This is a genomic window from Vibrio halioticoli NBRC 102217 (assembly GCF_000496695.1).
GTDB classification, from domain to species: Bacteria; Pseudomonadota; Gammaproteobacteria; order Enterobacterales; family Vibrionaceae; genus Vibrio; species Vibrio halioticoli.
This window is the reverse complement of the sequence record NZ_BAUJ01000018.1, coordinates 36,877-61,874: the sequence shown is the minus strand read 5'-3', so window position 1 is coordinate 61,874 and position 24,998 is coordinate 36,877. Positions and strand designations below refer to the sequence as shown.

Genomic DNA, 24,998 nt, shown 5'->3' with positions numbered 1-24,998 from the left:
CCTTCTTAGTAAAGTGAATTCTTGTTTTCTTCGATGAATTTAGCATCGATGCGACCAAACATTTTGTAGTAAGTCCAACTGGTGTAAGCCAAAATTACTGGAACCATGACAAAAGCAACCGCCGTCATAATATTCATAGTCAGTTCACTTGAAGTTGAATCCCACATAGTTAAGCTCTGTGAAGGGTTCAAGCTTGAAGGCATGATGAACGGGAACATTGACAAGCCTGCGGTAAAGATAATGCCCGCACAAGCCAAGCTTGAGCATAAGAATGCCACAAAGCCTTTTTCACAGCGTGAAGCAATCACAGCCAATAGCGGCATCAATACACCGATAATAGGCGCTGCCCACAATGCTGGGTATTCAGCAAAGTTGTTCAACCAAGCACCCGCCTCTAGCACCACTTCTTTATTAAGAGGGTTAGATGCAGCGTTGTGGTCCATTTGGCTAGTAATGACATAGCCGTCCATACCATGGATGAAGTAACCGGCGATAACAAACAGCAACGCAGTGGTAATACCGGTTAGCTGCGCCACTTTACGTGAACGAGCGTGTACTTCGGTAGTGGTCTTCATTTGCAACCAAGTTGCGCCTTGCAAAATGATCATAGACAAGCTGACTAAACCACAAAGCAGTGCAAATGGGTTTAATAGACCAAAGAATGAACCGTGGTAGCTAGACATCATAAATTCGTTTAGCTGGAATGGCAGTCCTTGTAATAGGTTACCAAACGCTACACCGAAGATAATTGGCGGTACGAAACCACTGATTGAAATCGCAATATCCCAGCTGCTGCGCCACTTTGGATCTTCGATCTTTGAACGGTAATCCAAGCCCAGTGGACGAAGCCACAATGCCGCTAGGGTCAAGATCATCGCAAAGTAAAAGCCAGAGAATGACGTGGCGTACACTGTTGGCCATGCCGCAAATAGCGCGCCACCAGCGGTAACCAACCAAACTTGGTTGCCATCCCAGTGCGGCGCAATACTGTTTATCATCACGCGACGTTCGCTGTCTGATTTACCGATGATAGGCACTAATGCGCCTACCCCTAGGTCAAATCCATCGGTCACAGCAAAGCCAACAAACAATATGCCAACTAGCAACCACCATATAAATCTTAAAACTTCATATTCAAACATAATTTCGCTCCCTTATTATGCTTCAACTTGACGGTCGATTTTTGCTTTCGCTTCATCATTGTCTTGTTGTTCGAAATGATAGCGACCTGTCTTCAAGCTACTTGGTCCCTTGCGAGAGAATTTCACCATTAGATACACTTCAGCAATCAAGAACACTGTGTACAGCGCTAATATAGCGGCTAGCGATGCCCATAATTGGCCAATTGTGAGTGATGACGCTGCCACGTGAACCGGCAAGATTTCACCTACTGCCCAAGGCTGACGTCCAAATTCGGCCACAAACCAACCGGCTTCAATGGCAATCCACGGCAGTGGAATACTCCATAGAGCGGCTTTCAGCAACCAAGGTTTTTGTTCGATTTTTTGACGGCAAGTTTGCAAGAAAGACATGCCAAATACGAACAGCATGATAAATCCACAACCCACCATTAGACGGAATGACCAGAATAGAGGCCAAACTGTTGGGATGGAATCATCCGCAGCCGCTTGGATTTGAGTTTCGGTCGCATCCACCACTTTATCGGTGTAGCGTTTCAGCAATAAACCATAACCAAGGTCATGTTTTACTTCGTCAAATGCGGCTTTGTTTTCAGCAGAGCGATCCCCTGCGCGCAGTTTTTCAAGCAGTTCATAGGCGTACATACCGTTACGAATACGATCAACGTGCTGTTCGCGAAGATCGCGTAAACCCGTTACCTGAGTGTCCGTTGAACGAGTTGCCACGATACCCATTACGTATGGAATCTTAAGCGCGTAATCGGTTTCCATGGTTTCTTGGTTTGGAATACCAAATGCAGTAAAGGCAGCTGGTGCTGGCTCAGTGTGCCATTCAGCTTCAATTGCGGCCAACTTCACTTTCTGCACGTCACCTAACTCATAACCAGACTCATCGCCAAGTACGATTACCGAAAGGATGGCAGCCATACCAAAAGAGGCTGCGATAGCAAATGAACGACGAGCAAACGCCACATCACGGCCTTTCAGTAGGTAGTAAGAGCTGATACCAAGAACGAACATTGCACCTGTGGTGTAACCTGACGCCACAGTATGGACGAATTTAACTTGAGCAACTGGGTTGAATACAACATCAGCAAAGCTCACCATTTCCATACGCATGGTTTCAAAGTTAAATTCTGCGCCCACTGGATGTTGCATCCAGCCGTTAGCGATCAGAATCCACAGTGCAGAGAAGTTAGAACCTAATGCGACTAGCCAAGTCACCACTAAGTGCTGGCGTTTAGATAGACGTTCCCAACCAAAGAAGAACAGACCAACAAAAGTGGATTCTAAGAAAAAGGCTACTAGGGCTTCAATGGCAAGAGGTGCGCCAAAAATATCGCCTACGTAGTGAGAATAGTACGCCCAGTTTGTTCCGAACTGGAACTCCATGGTCAGGCCGGTTGCAACACCGAGGGCAAAGTTAATACCGAATAACTTACCCCAAAATTTAGTCATATCCTTATAAATCTGCTTACCTGTCATCACGTAAACGGATTCCATGATTGCAAGCAGGAAGGCTAGACCTAAAGTAAGTGGTACAAATAGGAAGTGGTACATTGCTGTCAACGCGAATTGCAGTCGCGACAGATCAACGACATCTATCATAAGAACTCCTTGGGTGTCTTCCTAGACACAGGTTCAATTCCATACCAGTCCAGATAAATAGTGACTCATCATTGAGAGTTAAATTACCCAAAACAGCATCGTGGAGTGTTTGATAGAAGAAATTTCTAGCGGCAATCCATGCTGCGTTCAAAAAAATAATTAAATATCTATTTTCAAGAACTATTATTAGGCAATTTTAACCAAGCAATAATCTGAATCCTAACTTATTCGGATTAGCATAAAGCGCAAAAGTTAAAATTAAACAAGAGATGTTAAATAACTGAGTTAATTATTAATTCACTGATAATTAATAATTAAACATTTGTTAAGCATCCCCTAATATATCCAGGCGCTATAGTATAGGTTTAGCTTGTTGGTTTCAAAGGCTTTATTTAAGAAAATTACATTGATACAAATCAAAGAGAATGAATTGATAAAGGGTTTTTATTAAACATAGTCGGTGTAATTTGTAAGCAAAGTTAACAGCTTGGCGGGAGTATTGTCGTACAAATAAAAGGGGGTAACACCCCCTTAACTTTATATTAATCTTTTATATCAAATCCAAAGTGTAAATAAGCGCGGTCTGTTACAATTCGACCTCTTGGGGTTCTTTGTAAATATCCTTGCTGAATTAAATAAGGCTCTAATACATCTTCGATAGTGTCTTTTTCTTCACCTATGGCAGCGGCCATATTATCGAGTCCAACCGGACCACCATTAAATTTCTCTATTATGGCAAGCAGAAGTTTTCTGTCCATATAGTCAAAACCAAGGCTATCTACGTCGAGCATGTCGAGCGCTTTATCGGCGATGTCCGAATCAATATGACCATCACTTTTTACTTCGGCGTAATCACGAACGCGTCGTAATAATCGGTTAGCAATACGCGGCGTACCACGAGCACGTCTTGCAATTTCCAGTGCGCCTTGCGACTCCATTGACAAATTTAAGCAATCAGAACTGCGCTGCACAATGTGTTGCAGATCTTCAACCTTGTAGTATTCAAGGCGCTGGGTAATACCGAAACGGTCTCGAAGCGGAGAAGTTAATGACCCGGCACGAGTGGTTGCGCCAATTAAGGTAAACGGCGGCAGATCGATCTTGATAGAACGAGCGGCAGGCCCCTCTCCTATCATGATATCAAGTTGATAATCTTCCATTGCCGGATACAGCACTTCTTCCACCATAGGGCTTAGACGGTGTATCTCGTCAATGAACAGTACGTCGTTCTCTTCAAGGTTGGTCAGTAGCGCGGCTAAATCGCCGGCTTTTTCTAGCACAGGGCCTGAGGTGGTGCGAATATTCACATCCATTTCGTTTGCCACAATATTGGCCAGCGTGGTTTTTCCTAAACCTGGAGGACCAAAAATAAGAAGATGATCTAAGGGTTCGTTACGCATTTGCGCCGCTTTGATGAATATTTCCATCTGACCACGTACGTGATCTTGACCTTGATAGTCTTCTAATTTTTTAGGACGAATCGCTCTATCGACCGCCTCTTCGTCTTTAAAGGTTGGGTTATCAGGTGCGATCAGTCGGTCTGCTTCAATCATCAATTACACCATAGCTCGCAGAGCTTCTTTAATCAGCGACTCGCTGGTCATATCAGGTTTCGCAATTTGTGAAATCGCTTTGGAAGCCATTTGCGGTTTATAACCCAGAGCCAATAATGCACTCACCGCCTCATCAACCGCATTTTGATCGCTAGACATAGCGCTATCCATTGGTGCTGCATCGGTTGCAGGAGTAAACAAGTCACCCGCGCCCCAGCCTTTGAGTCTGTCTTTCATTTCGACGACCAGACGTTCGGCCGTTTTCTTACCTACGCCCGGTAATTTAACTAAGGTAGAGATATCTTCGTGCTCAACACAGCTGACAAATTGACTGGCGGTCATGCCAGATAAAATGCCAAGCCCCAATTTAGGGCCAACGCCATTGGCTTTAATGACTTCACGGAACAGCGCGCGTTCACTAACGCTGTTGAAACCATAAAGCAGTTGCGCATCTTCACGCACAACGAAATGAGTATAAATAATGGCTTCTTGGCCAATCTCTGGTAACTCATAAAAACAACTCATTGGCATTTGTACTTCATAACCAACGCCAGCGACTTCAATCAGTAACTCAGGAGGTTGTTTCTCAATAAGGGTTCCACGTAGACGTCCAATCACGGTCTCATTCCAATAGCTGTTTGTAATAGTATTGATGATAATAAATAACTGGACGGATAGCCAGTACTCAACATCAATAGCGGATAATGATTATGCTTTAAATTCGATGCGGTAAACGATCAAAAAACATAGAGAAAGGCTTGTAGACAATAAAACTGATACCCGTCGAATTAACGATATCGTCCACGTCTTGCTGAAGTGGCTTTGCCTGCCAGAGCGATCAACGTTTTATTGGTGTTTGCATGACAAATGGCAACGCCCAAAGCATCGGCCGCATCGGCTTGCGGTTTTGCTGGAAGCTTGAGCATTTGTTGAACCATGTGCTGTACTTGCGCTTTGTCGGCGCCGCCCGTGCCCACTACCGCTTGTTTGATCAATCTTGCCGCGTATTCATACACTTCAAGATCGGCGTTTACTGCAGCCACAATCGCACTGCCTCTGGCTTGGCCAAGCTTTAATGCTGAATCGGCATTTTTAGACATAAACACTTGTTCAATAGCAAATACATCGGGCTTGAACTGAGTGATGATTTCACTCACCCCTGCGTAGATTTGCTTTAACCGCCCCGGCAACGCTTTTTCCGACATGCGGATACAGCCACTGCCTAAGTAATGTAGATGGCGGCCATTTTGACGAATCACTCCGTATCCGGTAATTCTTGAGCCCGGATCAATGCCTAAAATTATCGTCATTGATGTTTTCTCTCCCTCAAACAAAAACTCCCGCAATAGAGCGGGAGTTTAAACTCATTAACAGTTAACGTTATTCGCTGTCTTTTTTCGCAAGTTTCACTGCAATCGCTAACTCTTCAAGGGCAGCAGGGTTTGCCAGACTTGGTGCATCGGTCAGTAGACAAGAAGCATTGGTTGTTTTAGGGAATGCAATTACGTCACGAATGTTTTCTGTGCCACATAGCAACATCACTAGACGGTCAAGACCAAACGCAAGACCGGCGTGAGGTGGCGTACCGTATTTTAACGCTTCTAGTAAGAAACCAAATTTAAGTTGTTGCTCTTGCGCATCAATACCAAGAATATCAAATACTGCGGCTTGCATTTCTGCATTGTGAATACGAACAGAGCCGCCACCCACTTCGTAGCCATTGATAACCATATCGTAAGCGTTAGAGTTAACGTTAGCTGGATTTTCTTTTAACTGTTGCGCTGTGATGCCCAGAGGAGAAGTGAATGGGTGGTGCATTGCGTGCAAGTTACCTTCGCCATCTTCTTCAAACATTGGGAAATCAACAACCCATAGTGGTTTCCATGCTGATAGATCGGTGATTTCAAGATCAACACCCACTTTCAGACGCAGTGCGCCCATCGCTTCAGCAACAACGTTGGCTTTATCTGCGCCAAATAGAATGATATCGCCAGACTCTGCGCCAGTGCGCTCAAGAATGCTGTTGATCACTTCTTCGTTTAAGAATTTAGCCACTGGAGACTGAATGCCTTCCATGCCTGCAGCACGGTCATTCACTTTCATCCATGCCAAACCTTTCGCGCCGTAAATACCAACAAATTCAGCATAGCCGTCAATTTGTTTACGAGTTAGCTTAGCGCCACCCGGTACACGAATAACAGCAACGCGGCCTTTCTCATCGTTAGCAGGGCCAGCAAAGACTTTAAATTCAACGTCTTTTAAAATGTCTGCAACGTCAACAAGCTCAAGTGGGTTACGTAGATCAGGCTTATCTGAACCAAAACGGCGAATCGCTTCGCTAAATGGCATCACTGGGAACTGACCAAGGTCAACATTAAGCAGTTCTTGCCACATGCCGTGTACCATTTTCTCGGTAGTAGCACGAACTTCGTCAGCACTCATAAATGAGGTTTCGATATCAATTTGCGTAAATTCAGGTTGACGGTCTGCACGTAAATCTTCATCACGGAAACATTTTACGATTTGGTAGTAACGGTCAAAACCAGACATCATCAGCAGCTGTTTAAATAGCTGTGGTGATTGAGGAAGCGCGTAGAAGCTGCCTTTTTGTACACGACTTGGTACTAAGTAGTCGCGTGCACCTTCTGGTGTCGCTTTCGTCAGTACAGGTGTTTCGATGTCTAGGAAACCGTTGTCATCAAGGAAACGACGCACGTAGCTAGAAGCTTTTGCACGCAGTTTGATGCGATCGCTCATCTCAGGGCGACGCAAGTCTAGGTAACGGTATTTTAAACGTTGCTCTTCAGAGTTGGTTTGGTTGAAATCAAGTGGCAGCACTTCAGAACGGTTGATGATTTCTAGACCTTTACAGATCACTTCAACTTCACCCGTTGCCATGTCTTTGTTTACTTGGCTGTCTGGACGAACGCGCACTTCACCGGTTAGCTTAATGCAAAATTCGTTACGCAGTTGGCTTGCCACTTCATGTGCCTGCGCCATATCAGGGTCAACAACGACTTGAACGATACCTTCGCGATCTCGCATATCGATAAAAATAAGGCCGCCTAAATCACGGCGACGGTTTACCCAACCGCAAAGTTCTACAGTTTGTCCTGCAAGGGACTTGTTCAGTTGACCACAATAATGGCTACGCATATTGAATTTCCCGACTATTTTCTAATGACTATATAAGGTTCTGTCGAGAGACTAAGATCTCGACGCAATTAACCGATATTTATACTCGGAAATAGCCGTAAAATCGATACTCAATGCACTTTTTTATTCAGTTAATGACGGCTTTGCTCTGTTTTTAAGCAAGATAAGCGTTTTTAAGGAACATTAGCAGAAAACAATAGCTGTAAAGTCATAACAGTGAAGGTCACTGATCTCGACTAATGACAGTTGGCCGACTTTTCTCTAAACTTAGCGCTGTTATGAATTACCCAGCAAGATCCCATGAGCACAGATAAGATTTTTTCCGCCCCAATTGAAAAAATTGGCGACTTTACTTTCGATGAACGCGTAGCCGAAGTGTTCCCAGATATGATTCAACGTTCTGTACCTGGGTACAGCAATATCATCTCTGCCATTGGCATGCTGGCTGAACGTTTTGCCACTGAAGGCTCCAATTTATACGATCTTGGTTGCTCGTTGGGTGCGGCAACACTATCGATGCGTCGCAACATTACCGCTGACAACTGCCACATTATTGCTGTTGATAATTCATCGGCGATGGTGGAGCGATGCAAATTGCACATCAATGCCTATAAAGCCAAAACGCCGGTCGATATTCGGGAAGCCGATATTCGCGAGATAGAAATACGCGACGCCTCTGTGGTGGTGCTTAACTTCACTTTGCAGTTTCTCTCGCCTGACGATCGTCAAAAACTACTAGAGAAAATCTATCAAGGTTTGTTACCCGGTGGCATTTTGATTCTGTCGGAAAAATTCATCTTTGAAGATCCGACTTCGCACGAACTGCTTATCGACCTTCATCACGACTTTAAACGTGCCAATGGCTATAGCGAATTGGAAATCAGCCAAAAACGCAGCGCTATTGAGCATGTAATGTTGCCCGACAAAATCGACACTCATAAAAAACGCTTTGCCGATATTGGCTTTAGTAGCAGTGAAGTGTGGTTCCAATGCTTTAACTTTGGTTCTATGTTCGCTATCAAATGATCTAAGCCAAACATTCTCACTGAAAATATAAAGCAGGTTGTCTCATAAATGAGCTCTCCTGCTTTAACGCAACACTTAATTGACTCACCCTGCCTATTTCACTGCCAAGTTTGTCTGCAACAACGCTCTTGCGACTAGTTTGATGTGCCCATTTCTATACATAAGTGCATGCAAACTGGACATCTATCGCGCTATCTGAAAGCAAATTAATAGCAACATTACATTTTGCTATGCAAAGAAACACACATGCAAATATCAAAGTTTCGTTGCATTTTGCAAATGCATAATGCGAAGTGCATTTATTTCCCCACTATTAACCTTAAATAACAATGACTTACCATATGTACATTATAGTTGGCACACATCATGCATAAGGAGATTGATCCTTTTAAGCCAAGGATCACCTAGCCAACTGACGTTGTACTTGTTCACAAGAATACAAGCCGATCGCACGTTTTTTCGTGGTCGGCTTTTTTTTCGTCATTCACTTGCGGCTATTTACTTATCATTAATACTCGTTTACGCCATCATTCCTAGATGCCCTTGCGATGACACCCACTGTTTCGGTGATTGTCCATACAAACGTTTAAATTCACGACTGAACTGGGATGAACTGACATAACCGACACTCATGGCGGCTTCATTGACATTCATTCCTGTTGCGATATTCATTGCCGCATTGTTTAAACGCATCGATTTCATAAATTGAATGGGTGACAGTGAGGTTGCCTGCTTAAACTTGCGATGAAACACTGCGCGACTCATCCCGACTTTAGAGGCTAGCTCATCAATCGTTACGCTTTGATCAAGGCGATGTGATAAATACTCAATAGAGCGCGCAATTTCATTGCCGACACCAAAAGAGCGTCTTACTGAAGCACCTGCTTCGCCTTTTAATACCGCATAATACAACTCACGCAAGCGGCTTTCGCCCAATATGGCGCTGTCTACCGAGTCGTCGCCCAGTTGCAATAAGCGCAACAGCGCATCGCAAAATGCATCATCCCATGATGCAAAAGAAAGCCCTTTGGGTAATTCGGCTCCCTTTGGGGTTTTAACCGAACCTGCCACGTTTTCCATCTCCAGTGCCAGCTCAGTCATTACTTTACTGTCTAAGGTGATAGAAACCCCGAGCAATGGGTTTTCAGGCGATGCATTTGGCGTACCCGCTTCTACAGGCAACGACATGGTGCAACACATGTATTTAGCGTTGTCGTAAAGGTGTTTATTGCCATCTAATATCGCTTCTTTCGTACCACTGACAATAGCAATCACTGTCGGTTCATACACCGCAGGTGCGCACTGAATTGACTCCGACACCTTAAACAGTCGTACGCCGTTTATCCCAGTTTCATGCAAACCGTCTTCACTGAGTTGCTTTTCTAGTAGCATTTTTATTTTATTCTTTGTCATTACCAAACCACCCGCACAAACACAAAAGATACAAATAGGCATGTTTTAAAGATTATATCGCCTTTTTAACTACCAATCTGAGAGTTATAGTTCTTTTCCAGAAAAGGTTACTACTGCAAACAACGTTTAGCAAATCTTCTTTTGCAGACCCTTTGCAAAACGCATGGTTAATATAGCGAATAAGGTTTTTATAATGACAACAAAGCAATTTGGCCCGAAAGGTTGGACTCCAGAATTGATGCCCTCTCTAAAGGGTAAAACATATTTGATCACAGGCGCGAACACTGGCGCAGGGTTTGAAGCTTCACGCATTTTGTTGTCCAAGGGCGCTAAAGTAGTGATGCTGAATCGAAACCCTAATAAATCTAAAACGGCTATAGAGGCATTAAAAACACAACTCGGTGCAAACGCTGAGGTCAGTTTTATTACCTTAGATCTTTCTAAACTGGATTCCGTGCGCAAAGCTGCGACGCAAATTCTTAACAGCATCCCACAAATTGATGCGCTTATTTGTAATGGCGCAATTGCCCAAGTAGCAAAACAAGAATTTACCGCTGATGGATTTGAAAGCCAGTTGGGTGTCAACCACTATGGACACTTTTTATTGTGTGGCATGTTGTTTGAACGCATTGATGCTTCTCAAGGACGAATCGTCGTGGTAGGTAGTGAAGGCTATAAAATGGGTATCAAGAAAATTCAATTTGATGATATGAATTGGGATAACAACTATCACCCAAACAACACCTATTGCCACAGTAAATTAGCGCAAATGATGTTTGGTTATGAATTGCAAAACAGAATCAAGCAGGCAAACAAAAATGTACAAGTGTACGTTTGTCATCCGGGCGCATCAAAAACTTCGCTGATTAACAACAAAGCGAATGGCATTACCCGCATTGCATTCTCATTAATGGCAATGACTCCGATTGTGCAATCGGCAGAGAAAGGCGCTTACCCTGAACTGATGTGTGCGACACAAGCTAACTTATCTGAGCAAGCTTACTATGGGCCCACTGGATTCAATTATTGGGTCGGCCCAGTTGATCAGCGCCAAATAGAGTCCTTTGTGAAAGACAAAGCGAGCGCACAACGTTTATGGGCACTGTCAGAACAAGAAACAGGGGTTCAATTTCCCCTTTAAACAGATGTTTCATCAACTCACTAAAAAGCCTTGGAACATTCAATGTCCCAAGGCTTTTTCATGCCACTTTGTCGCATATTAATCAAATAGTCATGCTATTAAGACATTTCTAGCGGCCCACCAAAGGACGTGACTGGCGGCACCTCTCCTTTAAACTTCTCAATATCCACAATACAGGTATTCGCCGATGTCGCTTGAGCTAACTCAGACGATGGAATATCTTGAGTTAAGGTGTTCGGATCGCCATAAGTATCAATAGCACCCACTTTCTCATTTAACGGCCCATACCAAGCACCCTCTTCAATGCGAATTACGCCTTGCGGATAATGGTCACTGACTACCGCACCAGCGAGTAACTGACCACGGTCATTAAATACCCGAATCAAGTCACCGTCTTTGATGCCTTTGGCTTTGGCATCCGTAGGGTTGATATAACATGGTTCTCGGCCTTGCACCGCATACGTCGCGCGAAACTCTTCGGATTCACACATTTGTGAATGCAGGCGTTTATCTGGGTGGCAAGATTGTAGCCAAAATGGGTGTTTTTGCGACCCAGGACCACCGTGCGAACGCTCAGTTTTTTCAAACCACATTGGGTGTTCTTGGCAGTGTTCGTAACCATAACGGCCTATGGTTCTACTGGTAATTTCAATAAAGCCAGAAGGTGTGCCTAATGCGCTGATTTCAGGGTCTTCACGGAAATCGGCATGACGAGTCCATGGCTGGCCTTTACCAAAGTCTAAAAATCCTTTTTGCCAAAACTCATCAAATTCAGGCAAATTGAATTTAGCATTGGCCGCTTTACAGTCGTTATAGAGTTTTTGTACCCACTCCATCTCGGACATGCCTCGGGTGTAGTCTTTTGCTCGCCCCCAACGTGCCGTAAGTTCAGTCATGATGTCAAAATCGGTTTTCGATTGAAACAGTGGATCGACTAACTTATGCATTGCCACTAAACCGCGCCCTGAATATGAACCATAGCCGTCAATATCATTGCGTTCATACTGGGTACAGGCGGGAAGCACAATATCGGAGAAGCGACAGGTGGCAGTCCATGCAAAATCGATAGTGACCAAGGTTTGTAAGTTTTTGAATGCCGCTTTCATGTTATTGCGATCTTGATGGTGATGCCAAGGGTTATTACCACTCACGACCATCATTTTAAAGGGAGGTAAAGTTACCTCTTTGCCATTCGCTTGAATTTTTTTACCCGGTTCTTTGAGGCAATCAATCCACCTTGCTACCGGAATCACACTGCTATAGCCTTTATAATCTTTATTGGTATATTTTGGCGTTTGGCCTGTATCAATATTAAGCGGATACGAGCCAGGTGCGCCAAAGCCTGTCGACGATACGCCGATACCAGAATAGTGATGGCCATAAGAGACCCCACCACCGGGCAGACCAATTTGACCTATCATTGCCGCTAATACCGCACCCATCCAGTACGGCTGCTCGCCATGCTCTTGCCTTTGAATGCACCAACCAAATAAGATCTGAGTGCGTCCATTAACCAACATTCTGGCAAATTCACGAATTTTATCCGCAGGCACACCACAAATTTCTGCAGCCCACTCTGGCGTCTTCTCGACTCTGTCTTTAGTTTCACCTTTCAAATAAGCCGTAAACTCTTTAAAACCTAAACAATAAAGCTCAATAAATTTGCTATCGTATAATTCTTCTTTATACAGGGTGTGCGCAATGCCAAGCATGAAAGCAACATCGGTTTGAGGGTTCACATACCAATGTTCATTGCCTAAATATTGCTGAGTTTTGTTTTTTACTGGATCAACTGAGATCACATTGATCTCTTTATTAGCCACTTTTTGTTTTAGCTTTTCGAGGTACTCAAAAGATTCATGGGTTTCACAAGTCCAACCTACTTGCAGATTTTTAACCGGATCATTCGCCCAAATAATAATATTTTTACTGTTATCTAAGATAAGATCCCAAGAAGTCCCTTGCGCATACACCTCCGTTGAGCCTAATACATAAGGTAAGATGGTTTGCCCCGCTCCGGTGGAGTAATCGCCCACTTTTTTTACTGAATATCCATGTAATCCAATGGCGCGCTGCATATGGTTATTACAACTGTGCATCTGCCCTGTTTGACGCCAACCGGTTTGTCCGGCATGCAGTGCCCACGGGCCATAATCTTTTTGTACTCGCTCTAACTCTCGATAGAACAGATCTAATGCTTCATCCCAAGTCACGCGTACAAAACGGTTGTTGCCTCGAGTATCCGCTGAGTACTTATGCTTTTTCAGCCAATCCAAACGCACCATAGGGTAGCGGACTCGCGATGGACTGTAGATAATTCCTTTAATGCCGTTTAGCATCTCAGTGGGATATTTATCCACCTCTAGCGGTTTTATTTCTTGCACTTTCCCAGCCCAAACTCGGGCTCGAAATGCCCCCCAGTGCGAACCTGAGGTTTTCCATGTGCCTTCCGTTTCCATTGCCGCATTCGCTGAACTAGAAACTAATAAACTTGGGCCAATCACTGAGGCAGCAGCACCTGATGCCCCTAACCCTTTCAGAAAGTTTCTTCTTGATAATGACATGTTCTCTCTCCGTCAAGAATTAGTGATTTTGGTCAGAAAAATCAGAGGAATGTTTTTGTAGATATTTCAGCACTAAGGCTTCGCTATCAGTGTCTAAATTGACAAATGCTGACATACCATTAAACATACCTGGCCACGCATTCGCAGTGAAATGCGCAGGGGCCGGCTGAGTGTGACAGGTCGAACAGTTTACTTTGTACGACTCACCGGCTCGCTTCCAAATATCGTCATAACCCGTCACTAAAGATTCCGGCTTCATCCAGACCGTTGCCACTACTCGGCTCCACGGCAAACCAGTAAGCTCATCTTCTTTCTCTTCAAAACTCTGCACTACGGCATCATTTTGTGCTGATTCTTTTAACAATGAGCCGACGGCGATGTTCATACCAAAATCTTCTTGAATTACCCGACCAAAGCCTTTGTCTTTACGCCAACCATTAATCTCAACTTGCAATGCTTTGTCTGTGACTTGCAATACTTTAATTTGTGATGCGGGATTAAGCAGGCCAGCTTCTACCGTTAAGTTTTGATCTTCGTAGAGAGGTAGATGACGAACAGAAACATACGCCGTGTCTTTAGCAAATGATGTTGAGTGTGCTATCTGTTCAAGCTCTCCTATCAAACCACCCGAAGAGTCCATATTTTTAGGTAAGCTGTGCGCAATACCTTTATGACAATCAAGACAACTTTGATCTCGCTCTGCAGCATGCTTCATCTGAATACGCGCTGTTGGAGACATAGCCTCAAAGTCCATTGAGTCGTATTGGTGACAGTTTTTACACTCTAAAGATTTGTTCGCAGAAAAGCGGTTCCATTCATGACGTGCTAATTCAAAACGACGTGCCTCGAATTTTTCCGGTGTACCTAAATCACCAAAAATTTGTGCATACACCTCTTTTGAAGCTTGCATCTTACGGGCTATTTTAGCAGTCCACTGGTGAGGTACATGACAGTCAGGACAGGTTGCTCGGACACCTGCATGGTTTTTCCAGTGCACAGTGGTTTGCAGCTCTTGGTATACATTGTCACGCATGGTATGACAGCTAATACAAAACTTTTCGGTATTGGCCGCTTCTAAAGCGGTGTTAAATCCACCCCAGAATATCACCCCAGCTAAAAAGCCCCCTAAGGTGAGGATACCCAGACTAATGTGCTTTGCAGGACGACTCATAGTCGTCCACAGTTTAATAATCAGTGATTTCATTTTCGTCTCACTCTTTCATTTTTTGTTGGTCTTTCAAGTAGTTATCCATGCGCACCAGGGGGGCCCAAAACAAAGACTTGTAGCATCCACACAACAAAGCCGTATCCTCCTACAAACGCCACACTTAAAATAGGAAAAAGAATAACGGCTATAAAAAGAAACGCTTTCCATTCCAGAGAGTGTTTTTCTTCTTCTGGGATTGCTTTCGTATCACTCATTGGCAACACCTTATTTGTCCTGAATAACACAACTATTCAACGGTTAATCGATAGTAATAATTTAGACTATATCCTCAATCTATCTAGGGAATTAACTAAGAAATTAACTTCATATCAATTCAACAAACATTGATGCGATAAATTATTTCACTCTGTATTTAACAAGGCACTTTCTATGCTAGGTTATATAAATGATTAATTTTCAAGCTATTACTCCAACTTAACATGCGTGTTATTTTTGAAAATCAAGAATGCGGTTATCCACAATAATTGTGGATAAAAAGTGTAAAGACTTGCCTCGTCTGGGATAGCGGAGAGTCAATAAAAAACTTCGTTTTTTTACTTGCTCATGACATTAATCATATTTCCGCTTTCTTATAGCCAAAAGCGGCTAACAAATAGGCGTGCATCCGATAGAGGTAACGTTTTTCACTGTTTGTTGTTGATTCACTTGCATTCCAGTTCTAATGTGTTGGAAAGAATCAAAAAGGAAAGAGCATGAAATTTAATCAATTATTGGTCGATGAACTGAACTTGCTAATGCAATTCAACTTAGATAGTGCGGCTACAGGTATTAAGGTTCGCAGTGATGCTTGTGACGCTACTCAAGTAGCAATTAAAAGCTTATTTGAAAAAGGCTTATGTACACTCAGTGATGGTGGTTACCTGACTGATCAAGGCGTAGAAATCGCTGAGTCAGCAGACAAAATTCTAAGGGCGCTTAGCCACTAATATGGCTTCCGTTCTAATAATAGGCGCAGGTTGGCTTGGTCGTCCTTTAGCCAAGCAACTTAGCGCTTCTCATCATCAAGTTGATGTCACCAATTCCCAATTAGACACCGTCAAACAAAGCTCCACAGAAGGCTTACACGCGCATCATTTATCGCTACCGTTAGAAGCGCCTCATTCGCTCACAGATCTGCTACAACAATTAAATACCGATACCATTATTGGCTGTTTTACGCCCGGATTTCGTCGCACAGCAACGCCAAATTGGGACAGCTATGCACAAAACTGGCAGCAAATCTGTCAAAGTGCCAAACAAGCGAAAATCAATAAGATCATCATGATCAGCTCAACAGCGGTCTATCCTGCCATTGCTAAGCCCATGCAAGAAAGCGATGCTGATTTTGCGCAATCTATTGTCGATAACCAATTTTCAGAAAAGAGCCGAGCGCTATTAAAAGCGGAGCAACAAGTGCTTGATAGTGGATTGAATTATGCCGTTATTCGCTGCAGTGGACTCATTGACCAACATCGCCACCCTTCTCGCTTTGCCACACGTTTGCGTTCAGTCAGTCGCCATGCGCCGGCTAACATGCTGCATAAAGACGATGCCATTGGGATTATTGAATTTGCGCTTAATAAGGTCACTGACCAAGTACTGAATGCCTCTACCCCAGATACATGTGATAAGGCGCAGTTTTATCAAGCCGCCATTGCCTCTCGACAACTGGATATTGCGCTTCCAGAAATCGTCGATACACCTGATAAAAGAATCGACAGCACCCTGTCACAAAAGCTCGGCTATCAATACCGTTATCAGCACACGTTAGATTTACTCTAATCCCCAGCTTCGTTTATCAATTAAATTGGACATAAAAAAACCACCTGTCATGAATCATGGTAGGTGGTTTTTATTTCACTTAATAAAGAGAAAGTCTAGATCACTTCCGCTTCATCAATTTGCTGGCTGTCTAATGATTTTTGACCAAAGCCGCGCAGACCCACCACATGTACATGTTCATGATCTTTAAACACTTTACGCACCAGTTTATAAGTCGTCCCTTTTTCAGGGCTGATGTTTTCTGGAGCGGCAATCAACAATTGCATGTTCAAGCGATCACACAGTTCAAACAAGGTGGCAATGGATTTGGCATCCAAGCGCGCCGCTTCATCCAAGAACAATAAACGACAAGGAACAATGTCTTTGCTGCGCAAACGACGTGATTCTTCTTCCCAGCTTTGTACCACCATCAATAGAATGGATTGACCCGTACCAATAGCTTCACCTGTTGACAGTGCGCCAGACTCGGCTTGCAACCAACCTTCTGAACCACGGTTAACTTCTACGCCCATTTCTAAGTAGTTTCGGTAATCCAGTAGCTCTTCACCCAACACTTGCGGTGAACGCTGACCCATATCAATATGTGGGTTAACGCGTTGGAACAATTTCGCCATCGCTTCTGAGAAGGTCAGTCTTGAATTATCAAACAGTTGTTGGTGCGCTTTATCAGGGCTTGCTAGGCTATCTAACAGCACTTGATGGCTTTCGCGAATTTGCACATTCAAACGAACCCCTTTCACCTGACCAAAGTGGATGTTCGACAACCCTTGGTTCAAGATGCGGATGCGGTTTTGCTCACGCTGAATGGTCTTCTTAATGATGCTAGAAACAGACTCTGAGCTGATTGCCAGACGAGTTTCACGTTGATTAAGCTCTTCGGTTAGACGCGCCAGCTCCACTTCCATCTCTTCGATGGCTTCCACAGGATCGTCAGTGCGAATAATATCTTGGCGAATACGCTCACGTAGATATTGATACACCGCAATGTAGAACAGCACCTTACGTTCAGGATACGCCGTATCTTCAGAAGCGCGCAGTGAATCACGTAAGTCGTCTTCATTGGCTACTGCAAGGCGCAATGCCCCCAACGATTTATCCGACATCGAGCGCAACTCACCTTCTGAAAGGTAAGCCAACTCACGTTTGTGCAGACGACGTTCTACATCGTGCTCTCGAGCCAGTTTCAATACTGAGCACCAACCCGCTTTTGCTGTCACTACAAAGGTGCGCAGCTCGTTGTACTCTTTTTGCTGCTTCTTCAACGCTTTAGTAGCGGTGCGAAGCTCCATCTCAGTCGCGGTTAAGGTTTTCTGCATTTGAGATTGCGCGGTGCGCGAAGTTTCAATGCGCTGATGCAGATTTTCTTTGCGAGATTGCGCACGCTCTAAAATGCCGTCATCTAAAGTTACGCCGGCATCGGTGAGTTCTTGGCGGAACTCTTGTACGGTTTCAGACTTCGCTTGATGAGAGCTTTTTAGGGTTGCCAGCAATTGATTATATTGTTGGAACTGCTTTTGCGCCTGCTTTAAGCCTTCTTTAGCGCGCTCTTTTGCCGCTTCTGCGCTTACTAGTTTAAGTTTCAGCTGATCGCTCAGCTCGTTACTTTTATCCAGCAATTGCACTGAATCTTGGTAAGCAAAGTGCGCTTTACGTCCCAATACGTTCGACAGTGCAAAACTCTTAGTTTTGTTTTGCTGCAAAGCCTTATCAAGAGCTTCGTATTCGGCTTGAATCGCATCAAATTGCTCAGGGTCGGCATCAAGGGCATCCACAATAGGCTCAAGCTGTTGCAGGGTTTTGCCACACTGGTCAAGGTAGCGCTTACTTTCAGTGAGCGCTTCTAACTTGTGCTCAACCTCTTCTAGACGCTCAGCAAGGCTGATGTCTTCCAGAAGATGTAACGATGGCGAAATTTTATCTAATGCCGAGAGCGCTTTTTTCGCTTTGGCTAAAGTGATTTTATGTTCACTTTCTGCCGCTTGCAGTTTTGATAACTGCTCTGCCAACGCACTGCGCTGACTGCGTAATTCGCGGATGCTATCTTCTGGATCGTCTTCAAAGGCGACTTGTGCATGATTTGCCACAAAGTCATTAAACGCTTGGTACAAACGCTGCGCTTTTTGCGCATCAAATGAGGCTTTTGCGTAATCTTCGATTAATTGGTCGCGCTCTTCACGCAAGGTATCAAGGCGAGATTCACGCGCAGCGCGTCCAAATAATGGCACTTTCGGGAAGCGTGAGAAACGCAATTGTTTGTCGCTGACTTGAACGCACACAGCGCCTTCAAATTCTTCCACTTCAAATTGGCTATCGTCAAAGGCATCAACGTCACCTTCTAAAAGATAAACATCATCAGGACAATCATCAAATTCGACCAATCGCTCTTTAATGCCGCTCATGTCGGACACGACAATCGCGTGACGCGCAGGGCCGTACATGGCGCTAAAGTAAGGCGCGTCATCTAAGGTGATGTCATCGTATATTTCAGAAAGAAGCACGCCGCCTAAGCTATCCGCTAACGCTTTCAGACGAGCATCGTTTGCTCCGCCCGGTGCACCTAACGCTTCGATCTCTTTGTCAACTTGAGTGCGACGAATGGCAATCGCATCTTTGCTCGATAACAGGGCTTTCTCTGTTTCTAGCACTTGCTGCATAGACGCCATTACCGATTGAGCATCAATGAGTTCAGCATCGGTTTGCTCGGCAATTTTCGTCAAGGCGTCATTGGCTTTAATCCAGCTTGGCGCAATGGACTCAAAACGGGCAATCTCAGAATTGATTTGCTGTTCGTTACGACGCATCTCAATTAAGTTGTCACGCCCTGACTCAATGTTTTGCTCAGCCGTTTCAATGGCTAGAGCTTGACGCTCGTGCTCAATTTCTAAGTCTGCTTCATCGGCCAACTGCGAGGCAAATTGCTGTTGGTACTCAGTGACCAACGCACGCACCGCTTTTTGTTTTGCCAGTGCGCTGCTTAATGCTTGTTTTTGTGACTGCCAGTGTGGCAATTGAGACACATCGTTGTTGGCCGATACCGCTTTAGCCAGTGCGCTTTTGGCAAAACTTGCTGCTTGCTGGCGAGAGCAAGTGTCATCGAGTTTTTTCACCAATTCAAAGGCATGGTTGAACTGCTCAACGCCTGCTGAATTGATGTCTAATTTGTGTTTTAGCGATAAGATTTGCTGAGTTTGACTTTGTTGCTGCTCAGCCAGTTCGCTGACAATGGCTGGGATCTCGTCCACTGAATCAATGTCTAAACCGCACAGTTCACGCGCCTCAGCAAAGGCTTTAATGGCTTGCTGATATTGCAATGCACGAGTTTGCTGAACATCCAGTGCTTGCTGATAATCCGCGAGCTGAGATTTAAGGCTGTCGACCTCTTCTTCGGTTAAGGTGCTTTGCTCTTCGGCGGCAATTAATAGCTCTTGCGCCTCTTCGACCACCATGATTTGTTCTTCAAGGCGTTCGCTTAGCTCAACCAAGTCATCTTCGTAACGAGCGATTTTTTGTTGTTGCTGCAGTGCATTTTGCACTAGCTGAACATAATCGACCGCGGATTGATGGTCTTGCTCTAGCGCTGAGTACTCTTCGACAACCGCTTCTAATTGCTGCTGCGTTGAGTTAAGCAGTGCATTGTTATCAATGATCTGCTGACGATTGCCAAATAGCTCTGCGCGCATAGCCAGCGTGCTTTCTAATTTCGAGCGGCGCTGATTAGCATGACGCATGTAGTCGGCGGCAACGTAGTTGGTTGACTCAGTTAACAGGTGCTTAAACAGGTCACGATCCGCTTGGGTATTTTTAATCGCTTCCAAGGTGGTGCGGTTTTCACGTAGCGCCGCTTCCATATCCTGAAAGGCTTTTTTCACCCCGCCATTTTGTGGCAATAAATAATCGCGCAATGAACGGGTAATAGTGCTTGAGATGCCGCCGTATAAAGAGGCTTCAATTAAGCGATAGAATTTAGAACGGTCACTCGAGTTACGCAGTTTTTTCGGCACTACGCCAAAATCAAACATCTGTGCGTGGTAATCGGTAATAGAATTAAAGGCTTTAAATTGCGCCCCTTCGATTTCCGCCACTCGCTCTTTTACTTCATTGAGCTGACACACTTTCGCTTGCGTATCATTGATGGTTTCAATGAACAAGTTTGCTGCTTTAATCGAGCTTGGCAGACCTTGAATTAAGAAAGGCTTAATATCCACTTTCTTATCACGACCGGCAATTTGTTGCAGTTTAACCGCAAATACCAGACGTTGATTACGAGAGTTGACCACTTCTAGCGCCGCATAACACACGCCCGGTTGCAACTTACCGTACAAACCTTTATCACGAGAGGCTTGCGAGCTTCCCGCTTCGGTGGTGTTTCTAAAGTGCAGTAGGCTTTGATCAGGGATCAATGTGGTAATAAATGCCGCCATAGTGGTGGATTTACCCGCACCATTACCGCCAGACAATGTAGTAACAAGACCATCGATATCAAAGGTACGTGCAAAAAAACCGTTCCAGTTGACCATGGTCAGTGATTGATATTTACCGCGTTCAATCATGCTTGTTCCTCATTATTTGACTCATCACCAGTTTGCTCATCAGAGCTTGTTTCATTGTGGTTAGGCTCATCAAGCAAACTGCCTTGTTGTACTTCTTCTGAAGGGACAGCTTCACCATCTCTAATTAAGCGTATTTGCGCTTGCTGTACATCATCACCGACTCGAACATCGGCGCCAAAGCGAAATACCGCTTCGCTGATGCGGAATTTTTCACCTTCGCCTATTGGCAATAGCATGCCCAGACGTTTCAGTCTGCGCAAAGAAGTGCGCACTTTGTCGTACAGTTTTTCTTTATCTAAATCGGTACCGGTCGCTTTATTGGTGACAAATTTCATCAAAGTGCGATGGTCGGCAATAGAAAGCAGTTCATCAAACATTTCTTGGTTGCTGAATATGCCTTCTTGCGCCAGACGCTCTGGGCTTAAATAAAGGAAACACAAGACCTTACCCACCAGCATATCTAACTCAGAGAGTACGCTACGGCTAATTAAGGTGGTTGAACGTGGGCGCAAGTAGAAGAAGCCTTCTGGCGCGCGCACCAATTCGGTGTTGTATCTTTGGTAGAACAGCATCAAGTCTGTTTCAAAGTCGCACAGCAGTGCATGGTTATCCATGTCGTCTTGAGTAATATGACGACCAGAGCGAAGTAAGCTATCTAACGCTGGAAACAGCGGATTTGCTATCGCTCGAACCAGATTCTCTGGCATATATGTATCAGAATTTATTGATGACATTCGCTTGTACCTTTGCGCCATATTCATTAATTGATTGCCAATCCGGCTGTATTGCTGCGTAGTCTTGCTCTGAGTAACCCAAGCGCACCGCTTGGTCTACCACTAATCGAGCCAGATCAAAGTGACTTGCCTGTGCGTGAGTGGCGAGATAATTACGCAGCACTTCACCAAGGTCGATTTTAGCCCCTTGATCTTTATGACGTTTCAACATGGCTGTGACTTGTTCGGCCAACTCATTGCTGACCTGTTGCATTTCTTGATATTCCACTTCTGGCGGCAATTGCCCCAAGGCTTCATCGTTTTTCAACACCAGAGATTCATCTCTTAAGTCTCGTAAACGCTCCGCATCGGCAAAGGTCAATAGCCATGAACTGGAGGAAAAATCTTGGATGGATTGACGCAGCCTTTGACTGAATGCTCGGTTCTTATCCATGTCAATCGCAGTACGGATAAATTTATGCACGTGACGGTCATAACCTATCCATAAATCTATCGATTGTTGTCCCCAACTGATGATGCGATCGAGCTTGACTTGCAGGCTAAATAACACCGCATCGATGTAGTCTAAATCTTCTTTGCCATACACCAATTGTTGTAAGGTCAATAGCTGAGATTGCAGCTCATCGCCTGCCGCTTGCAAGGAAGATTGCAGCTCGGTTAAGGTATCTGAGGTTGCAGAAAGCAAGTCTTCACAGTGAATAATCGCCTCACGCCAATCTTGGTTTAATAGCTCAGCAATCTCGGCTTTTACCTGATGCTGCTCTTCGTCCATGACCCTTTGGTTTAAGTCAATTTGGTCAAAAATTTCGGCTACCGAAAACTTCAATGTGCCGTATATGTCTCTACGCCAACCTTCATCAGTTGGCGTCTGCTCAGCAGTAGCCACAACATTTGCTAGCTCTTTGCCGGCTAAAGTCAGTTGGATAGACAATTTCAATTTCGAAAATTGACGGTGGCGCAGGTAGTACTCAGAAATGCCTACAGCAAGGGGCGAAAGGCGATAAATGCTGCTTCCGTCTTGTCCTTCACTGGTAAATCGGCTCAATAATCTCTGTGCGACTAAGCTATTAATAGCGTTATTGGCTTTGAAAGCGATGTTGCTGACGCTAGCATCACCATTAAATTCTCGCTGGACAATAGCGAATGCATCATGCAATTCGCCTTCTCCTAACTCTTCATCAAAACGTTCACGACTGAGTAGCGCTATCGCGACTAAAAAACTCAGATGTTCACTATTGAGGTTAAGGGAGAAATCGTGTTGTTTAACCCACCCGACCAGTTCATCGACTGTGACTTGATCGTCATGTTGCCCTTCTTGGGAGAGTTGACTCATTCAGTTCCCTACTGTCATTTCTTTTTGAACCCATACGTGTATGTATCTTCCTAGAGAAAGATAAGGTTCAGTTCTACATAATTGTCGTTCTAGCTGCATCAGTTCTTCTTGACTATAGTCGCCCACATATTGGGTAAAACCGATATAGTCATGAAAAGAGCGAATCCCTGATTTTCCACAAATGCGTAAGTTGCATTCTTCTAACCAGTGATAAACGTCTTCGGGTAATAACCCTTTCTGCGGCTGCAACTTAAATCGTTTACGATGGGGCATTCCCTGCAATACATGTGGAATGTTGCCACATATTACGTTTTTCATTACCAATCCATGGTGGTTATAAAACATGATTGACGCCATGCCGCCGGGACGAACATGTTGCATCAATTTTTCGAGTACATCTTTAGGATCAGCTAACCACTCCATGACCGCATGAAACAAAACCAGATCCACCGGTTGCTTGAGGTGCTGATCTAACTCTTGGATAGGCGCATGGATAAACTGATACTGCTCTAGCAAATCTTGTTGTGCAATCTCTTGCTTAGCTAAAGAGAGCATTTCGCTAGAGACATCACACAATATAATATTGTGACCAAGCTCGGCCAACTTTTGTGACATTTGTGCTAAGCCCCCTCCCGCATCCAGAATGGTGAGAGGTTTTGCATGGCCTGCTATTTGGGTTATGATTTGCTGCAAATCTTCCCAGACGATAGTCTGACGTATATTGCCTTTGTCTGAGCCATAAATATTTTCGGCAAATTTGTGGGCAATGTCGTCGAAATTACGATCTTGTGTCACTTTTAATTAATGTATGATGTTATTTGAGTGAGTTTCGTATTGTGTCACAAGGACGTCAAGAATAAAGAGCGGTTGTCGATTTGCCCCTCCGATCGACTAAAAAACCGACCGATAACACGACATTTTAACTCGTGACACCAATTTACCCTACAGAACTTAGGAAATGGTTTAACCCAATATGTTTGAATTGAAAAAAATCATTACTGCCTTTCTTATGCCATTACCTGCAATGCTACTTATTGGTTTCTTTGGCCTAGCACTGGTAATGTTTACCCGTAAACATAAATCTGGCTGTATCTTTATTTTTATTTCATTAGCATCTATTTTTGCTATTTCATTCCAGCCTGTGTCTACCTCGTTGCTCAAACCATTAGAGCGCAAATACACCGCCTTTTTACCACCAGCAGAAAGCTTAGACTATGTCATGGTGCTAGGCAGTGGACATGTCATTGACCCGCAAATTCCGCCAACCTCTGAATTAAGCCGCACTGCATTAATGCGCCTAAGTGAAGGCATTCGTATATTGCGCATGTATCCCGGCGCAAAATTGATTTTATCTGGCTATGATGGCGGCTCAGAAATGAGCCAAGCGCGAATGATGGCCACGGTGGCGCTATCGTTAGGTGTGGCGAAATCGGATATTATTTTATTAGAAACGGCGCAAGATACTTGGGAAGAAGCCCGACAAGCCGCCGGCTTTGTTGGCGAAAAACATATGTCGCTGGTTACCTCTGCCAGTCATATGGAACGTGCATTGCGCGAGTTTCACAGTGCAGGTCTAAACCCTACCCCGGCACCGACCAATTACTTAGCACAATCTAACATTAATCAAGCATGGCAAAAGTACACGCCGCAAGCGCGATACCTAGAGCAAACGGAACGTTATTGGCATGAAACCATGGGTAAGTGGTGGAAAACCATACGAGATCTTGTCAGTAGCAAATAAGTGACTCATAATTTAATCAACGGATAGGTTGTCGCCAGCTTAGGCGCTGAT

Annotated in this window: 19 protein-coding genes; 5 read left to right on the top strand and 14 right to left on the bottom strand. The window is 44.4% G+C overall.

What is annotated here, in order from left to right; all coding sequences use genetic code 11:
* Positions 1 to 5 precede the first annotated feature (5 nt).
* The 6 genes from cydB to aspS all read right to left on the bottom strand — a co-directional run bounded on the left by cydB (position 6) and on the right by aspS (position 7,456).
* The gene (gene cydB / locus VHA01S_RS06900) at positions 6 to 1,142 is read right to left on the bottom strand and encodes a cytochrome d ubiquinol oxidase subunit II (protein WP_023403636.1); all 1,137 of its coding nucleotides are present in this window, start codon (positions 1,140 to 1,142) and stop codon (positions 6 to 8) included.
* Between the two features lie 15 nt (positions 1,143 to 1,157).
* Positions 1,158 to 2,747 (bottom strand): cytochrome ubiquinol oxidase subunit I, encoded by a 1,590-nt coding sequence (gene cydA, locus VHA01S_RS06895; protein ID WP_023403635.1) that lies wholly within the window; start codon positions 2,745 to 2,747, stop codon positions 1,158 to 1,160.
* A 542-nt stretch (positions 2,748 to 3,289) separates the two neighbouring features.
* Positions 3,290 to 4,300, bottom strand: coding sequence for a Holliday junction branch migration DNA helicase RuvB (ruvB, locus tag VHA01S_RS06890; RefSeq protein ID WP_023403634.1), 1,011 nt, complete (start codon positions 4,298 to 4,300; stop codon positions 3,290 to 3,292).
* A 3-nt stretch (positions 4,301 to 4,303) separates the two neighbouring features.
* Positions 4,304 to 4,918 carry a Holliday junction branch migration protein RuvA gene (gene ruvA, locus VHA01S_RS06885; RefSeq protein WP_023403633.1) on the bottom strand — a complete coding sequence of 205 codons (615 nt, stop codon included), beginning with the start codon at positions 4,916 to 4,918 and terminating at the stop codon, positions 4,304 to 4,306.
* Positions 4,919 to 5,088: 170 nt separating this feature from the next.
* Positions 5,089 to 5,610, bottom strand: coding sequence for a crossover junction endodeoxyribonuclease RuvC (ruvC, locus tag VHA01S_RS06880; RefSeq protein ID WP_021712729.1), 522 nt, complete (start codon positions 5,608 to 5,610; stop codon positions 5,089 to 5,091).
* A 70-nt stretch (positions 5,611 to 5,680) separates the two neighbouring features.
* The gene (aspS, locus tag VHA01S_RS06875; RefSeq protein ID WP_023403632.1) at positions 5,681 to 7,456 is read right to left on the bottom strand and encodes an aspartate--tRNA ligase; all 1,776 of its coding nucleotides are present in this window, start codon (positions 7,454 to 7,456) and stop codon (positions 5,681 to 5,683) included.
* A 300-nt stretch (positions 7,457 to 7,756) separates the two neighbouring features.
* Between aspS and cmoA the strand changes: the two genes are divergently transcribed.
* Positions 7,757 to 8,482: a carboxy-S-adenosyl-L-methionine synthase CmoA gene (cmoA, locus tag VHA01S_RS06870; protein WP_023403631.1), complete on the top strand. Its 726-nt coding sequence runs from the start codon at positions 7,757 to 7,759 to the stop codon at positions 8,480 to 8,482.
* Between the two features lie 519 nt (positions 8,483 to 9,001).
* On the opposite strand, the gene VHA01S_RS06865 is transcribed toward cmoA, so the two are convergent.
* Entirely contained in the window at positions 9,002 to 9,895 is an 894-nt protein-coding gene (locus VHA01S_RS06865; RefSeq protein WP_039970364.1) for an AraC family transcriptional regulator, read from the bottom strand.
* 193 nt (positions 9,896 to 10,088) lie between these two features.
* Here VHA01S_RS06865 and VHA01S_RS06860 point away from each other — a divergent pair, with 193 nt between their 5' ends.
* Positions 10,089 to 11,036 (top strand): SDR family oxidoreductase, encoded by a 948-nt coding sequence (locus tag VHA01S_RS06860; RefSeq protein ID WP_023403629.1) that lies wholly within the window; start codon positions 10,089 to 10,091, stop codon positions 11,034 to 11,036.
* A 98-nt stretch (positions 11,037 to 11,134) separates the two neighbouring features.
* On the opposite strand, the gene torA is transcribed toward VHA01S_RS06860, so the two are convergent.
* Genes torA through torE form a run of 3 tightly spaced genes read right to left on the bottom strand, consistent with a single transcriptional unit; the run spans position 11,135 to position 15,022 of the window.
* Positions 11,135 to 13,600, bottom strand: coding sequence for a trimethylamine-N-oxide reductase TorA (gene torA / locus VHA01S_RS06855; protein WP_023403628.1), 2,466 nt, complete (start codon positions 13,598 to 13,600; stop codon positions 11,135 to 11,137).
* Positions 13,601 to 13,619: 19 nt separating this feature from the next.
* A complete protein-coding gene (torC, locus tag VHA01S_RS06850; protein WP_023403627.1) occupies positions 13,620 to 14,804 on the bottom strand; it encodes a pentaheme c-type cytochrome TorC in 1,185 nt (394 codons plus the stop codon).
* A 41-nt stretch (positions 14,805 to 14,845) separates the two neighbouring features.
* Positions 14,846 to 15,022 (bottom strand): trimethylamine N-oxide reductase system protein TorE, encoded by a 177-nt coding sequence (gene torE, locus VHA01S_RS06845; RefSeq protein ID WP_023403626.1) that lies wholly within the window; start codon positions 15,020 to 15,022, stop codon positions 14,846 to 14,848.
* Between the two features lie 498 nt (positions 15,023 to 15,520).
* Here torE and VHA01S_RS06840 point away from each other — a divergent pair, with 498 nt between their 5' ends.
* Both VHA01S_RS06840 and VHA01S_RS06835 read left to right on the top strand, forming a co-directional pair.
* Complete coding sequence (locus VHA01S_RS06840; protein ID WP_023403625.1) at positions 15,521 to 15,754, top strand: TIGR02647 family protein; 234 nt, start codon at positions 15,521 to 15,523, stop codon at positions 15,752 to 15,754.
* 1 nt (position 15,755) lies between these two features.
* Complete coding sequence (locus VHA01S_RS06835; RefSeq protein ID WP_023403624.1) at positions 15,756 to 16,589, top strand: NAD(P)H-binding protein; 834 nt, start codon at positions 15,756 to 15,758, stop codon at positions 16,587 to 16,589.
* A gap of 95 nt (positions 16,590 to 16,684) precedes the next feature.
* On the opposite strand, the gene mukB is transcribed toward VHA01S_RS06835, so the two are convergent.
* From mukB to cmoM, 4 genes are read right to left on the bottom strand one after another with little or no spacing between them, the layout of a single operon-like run.
* A complete protein-coding gene (gene mukB / locus VHA01S_RS06830) occupies positions 16,685 to 21,139 on the bottom strand; it encodes a chromosome partition protein MukB (protein WP_023403623.1) in 4,455 nt (1,484 codons plus the stop codon).
* Positions 21,136 to 21,873 (bottom strand): chromosome partition protein MukE, encoded by a 738-nt coding sequence (gene mukE, locus VHA01S_RS06825; RefSeq protein WP_023403622.1) that lies wholly within the window; start codon positions 21,871 to 21,873, stop codon positions 21,136 to 21,138. The genes mukB and mukE overlap by 4 nt, the downstream gene beginning before the upstream one ends.
* Complete coding sequence (gene mukF / locus VHA01S_RS06820) at positions 21,854 to 23,206, bottom strand: chromosome partition protein MukF (protein ID WP_023403621.1); 1,353 nt, start codon at positions 23,204 to 23,206, stop codon at positions 21,854 to 21,856. Before mukF ends, mukE begins: the two co-directional genes overlap by 20 nt.
* The gene (gene cmoM, locus VHA01S_RS06815; protein WP_023403620.1) at positions 23,207 to 24,001 is read right to left on the bottom strand and encodes a tRNA uridine 5-oxyacetic acid(34) methyltransferase CmoM; all 795 of its coding nucleotides are present in this window, start codon (positions 23,999 to 24,001) and stop codon (positions 23,207 to 23,209) included.
* Between the two features lie 178 nt (positions 24,002 to 24,179).
* Between cmoM and elyC the strand changes: the two genes are divergently transcribed.
* Positions 24,180 to 24,947: an envelope biogenesis factor ElyC gene (elyC, locus tag VHA01S_RS06810; RefSeq protein WP_023403619.1), complete on the top strand. Its 768-nt coding sequence runs from the start codon at positions 24,180 to 24,182 to the stop codon at positions 24,945 to 24,947.
* The last annotated feature ends 51 nt before the right edge of the window (positions 24,948 to 24,998 follow it).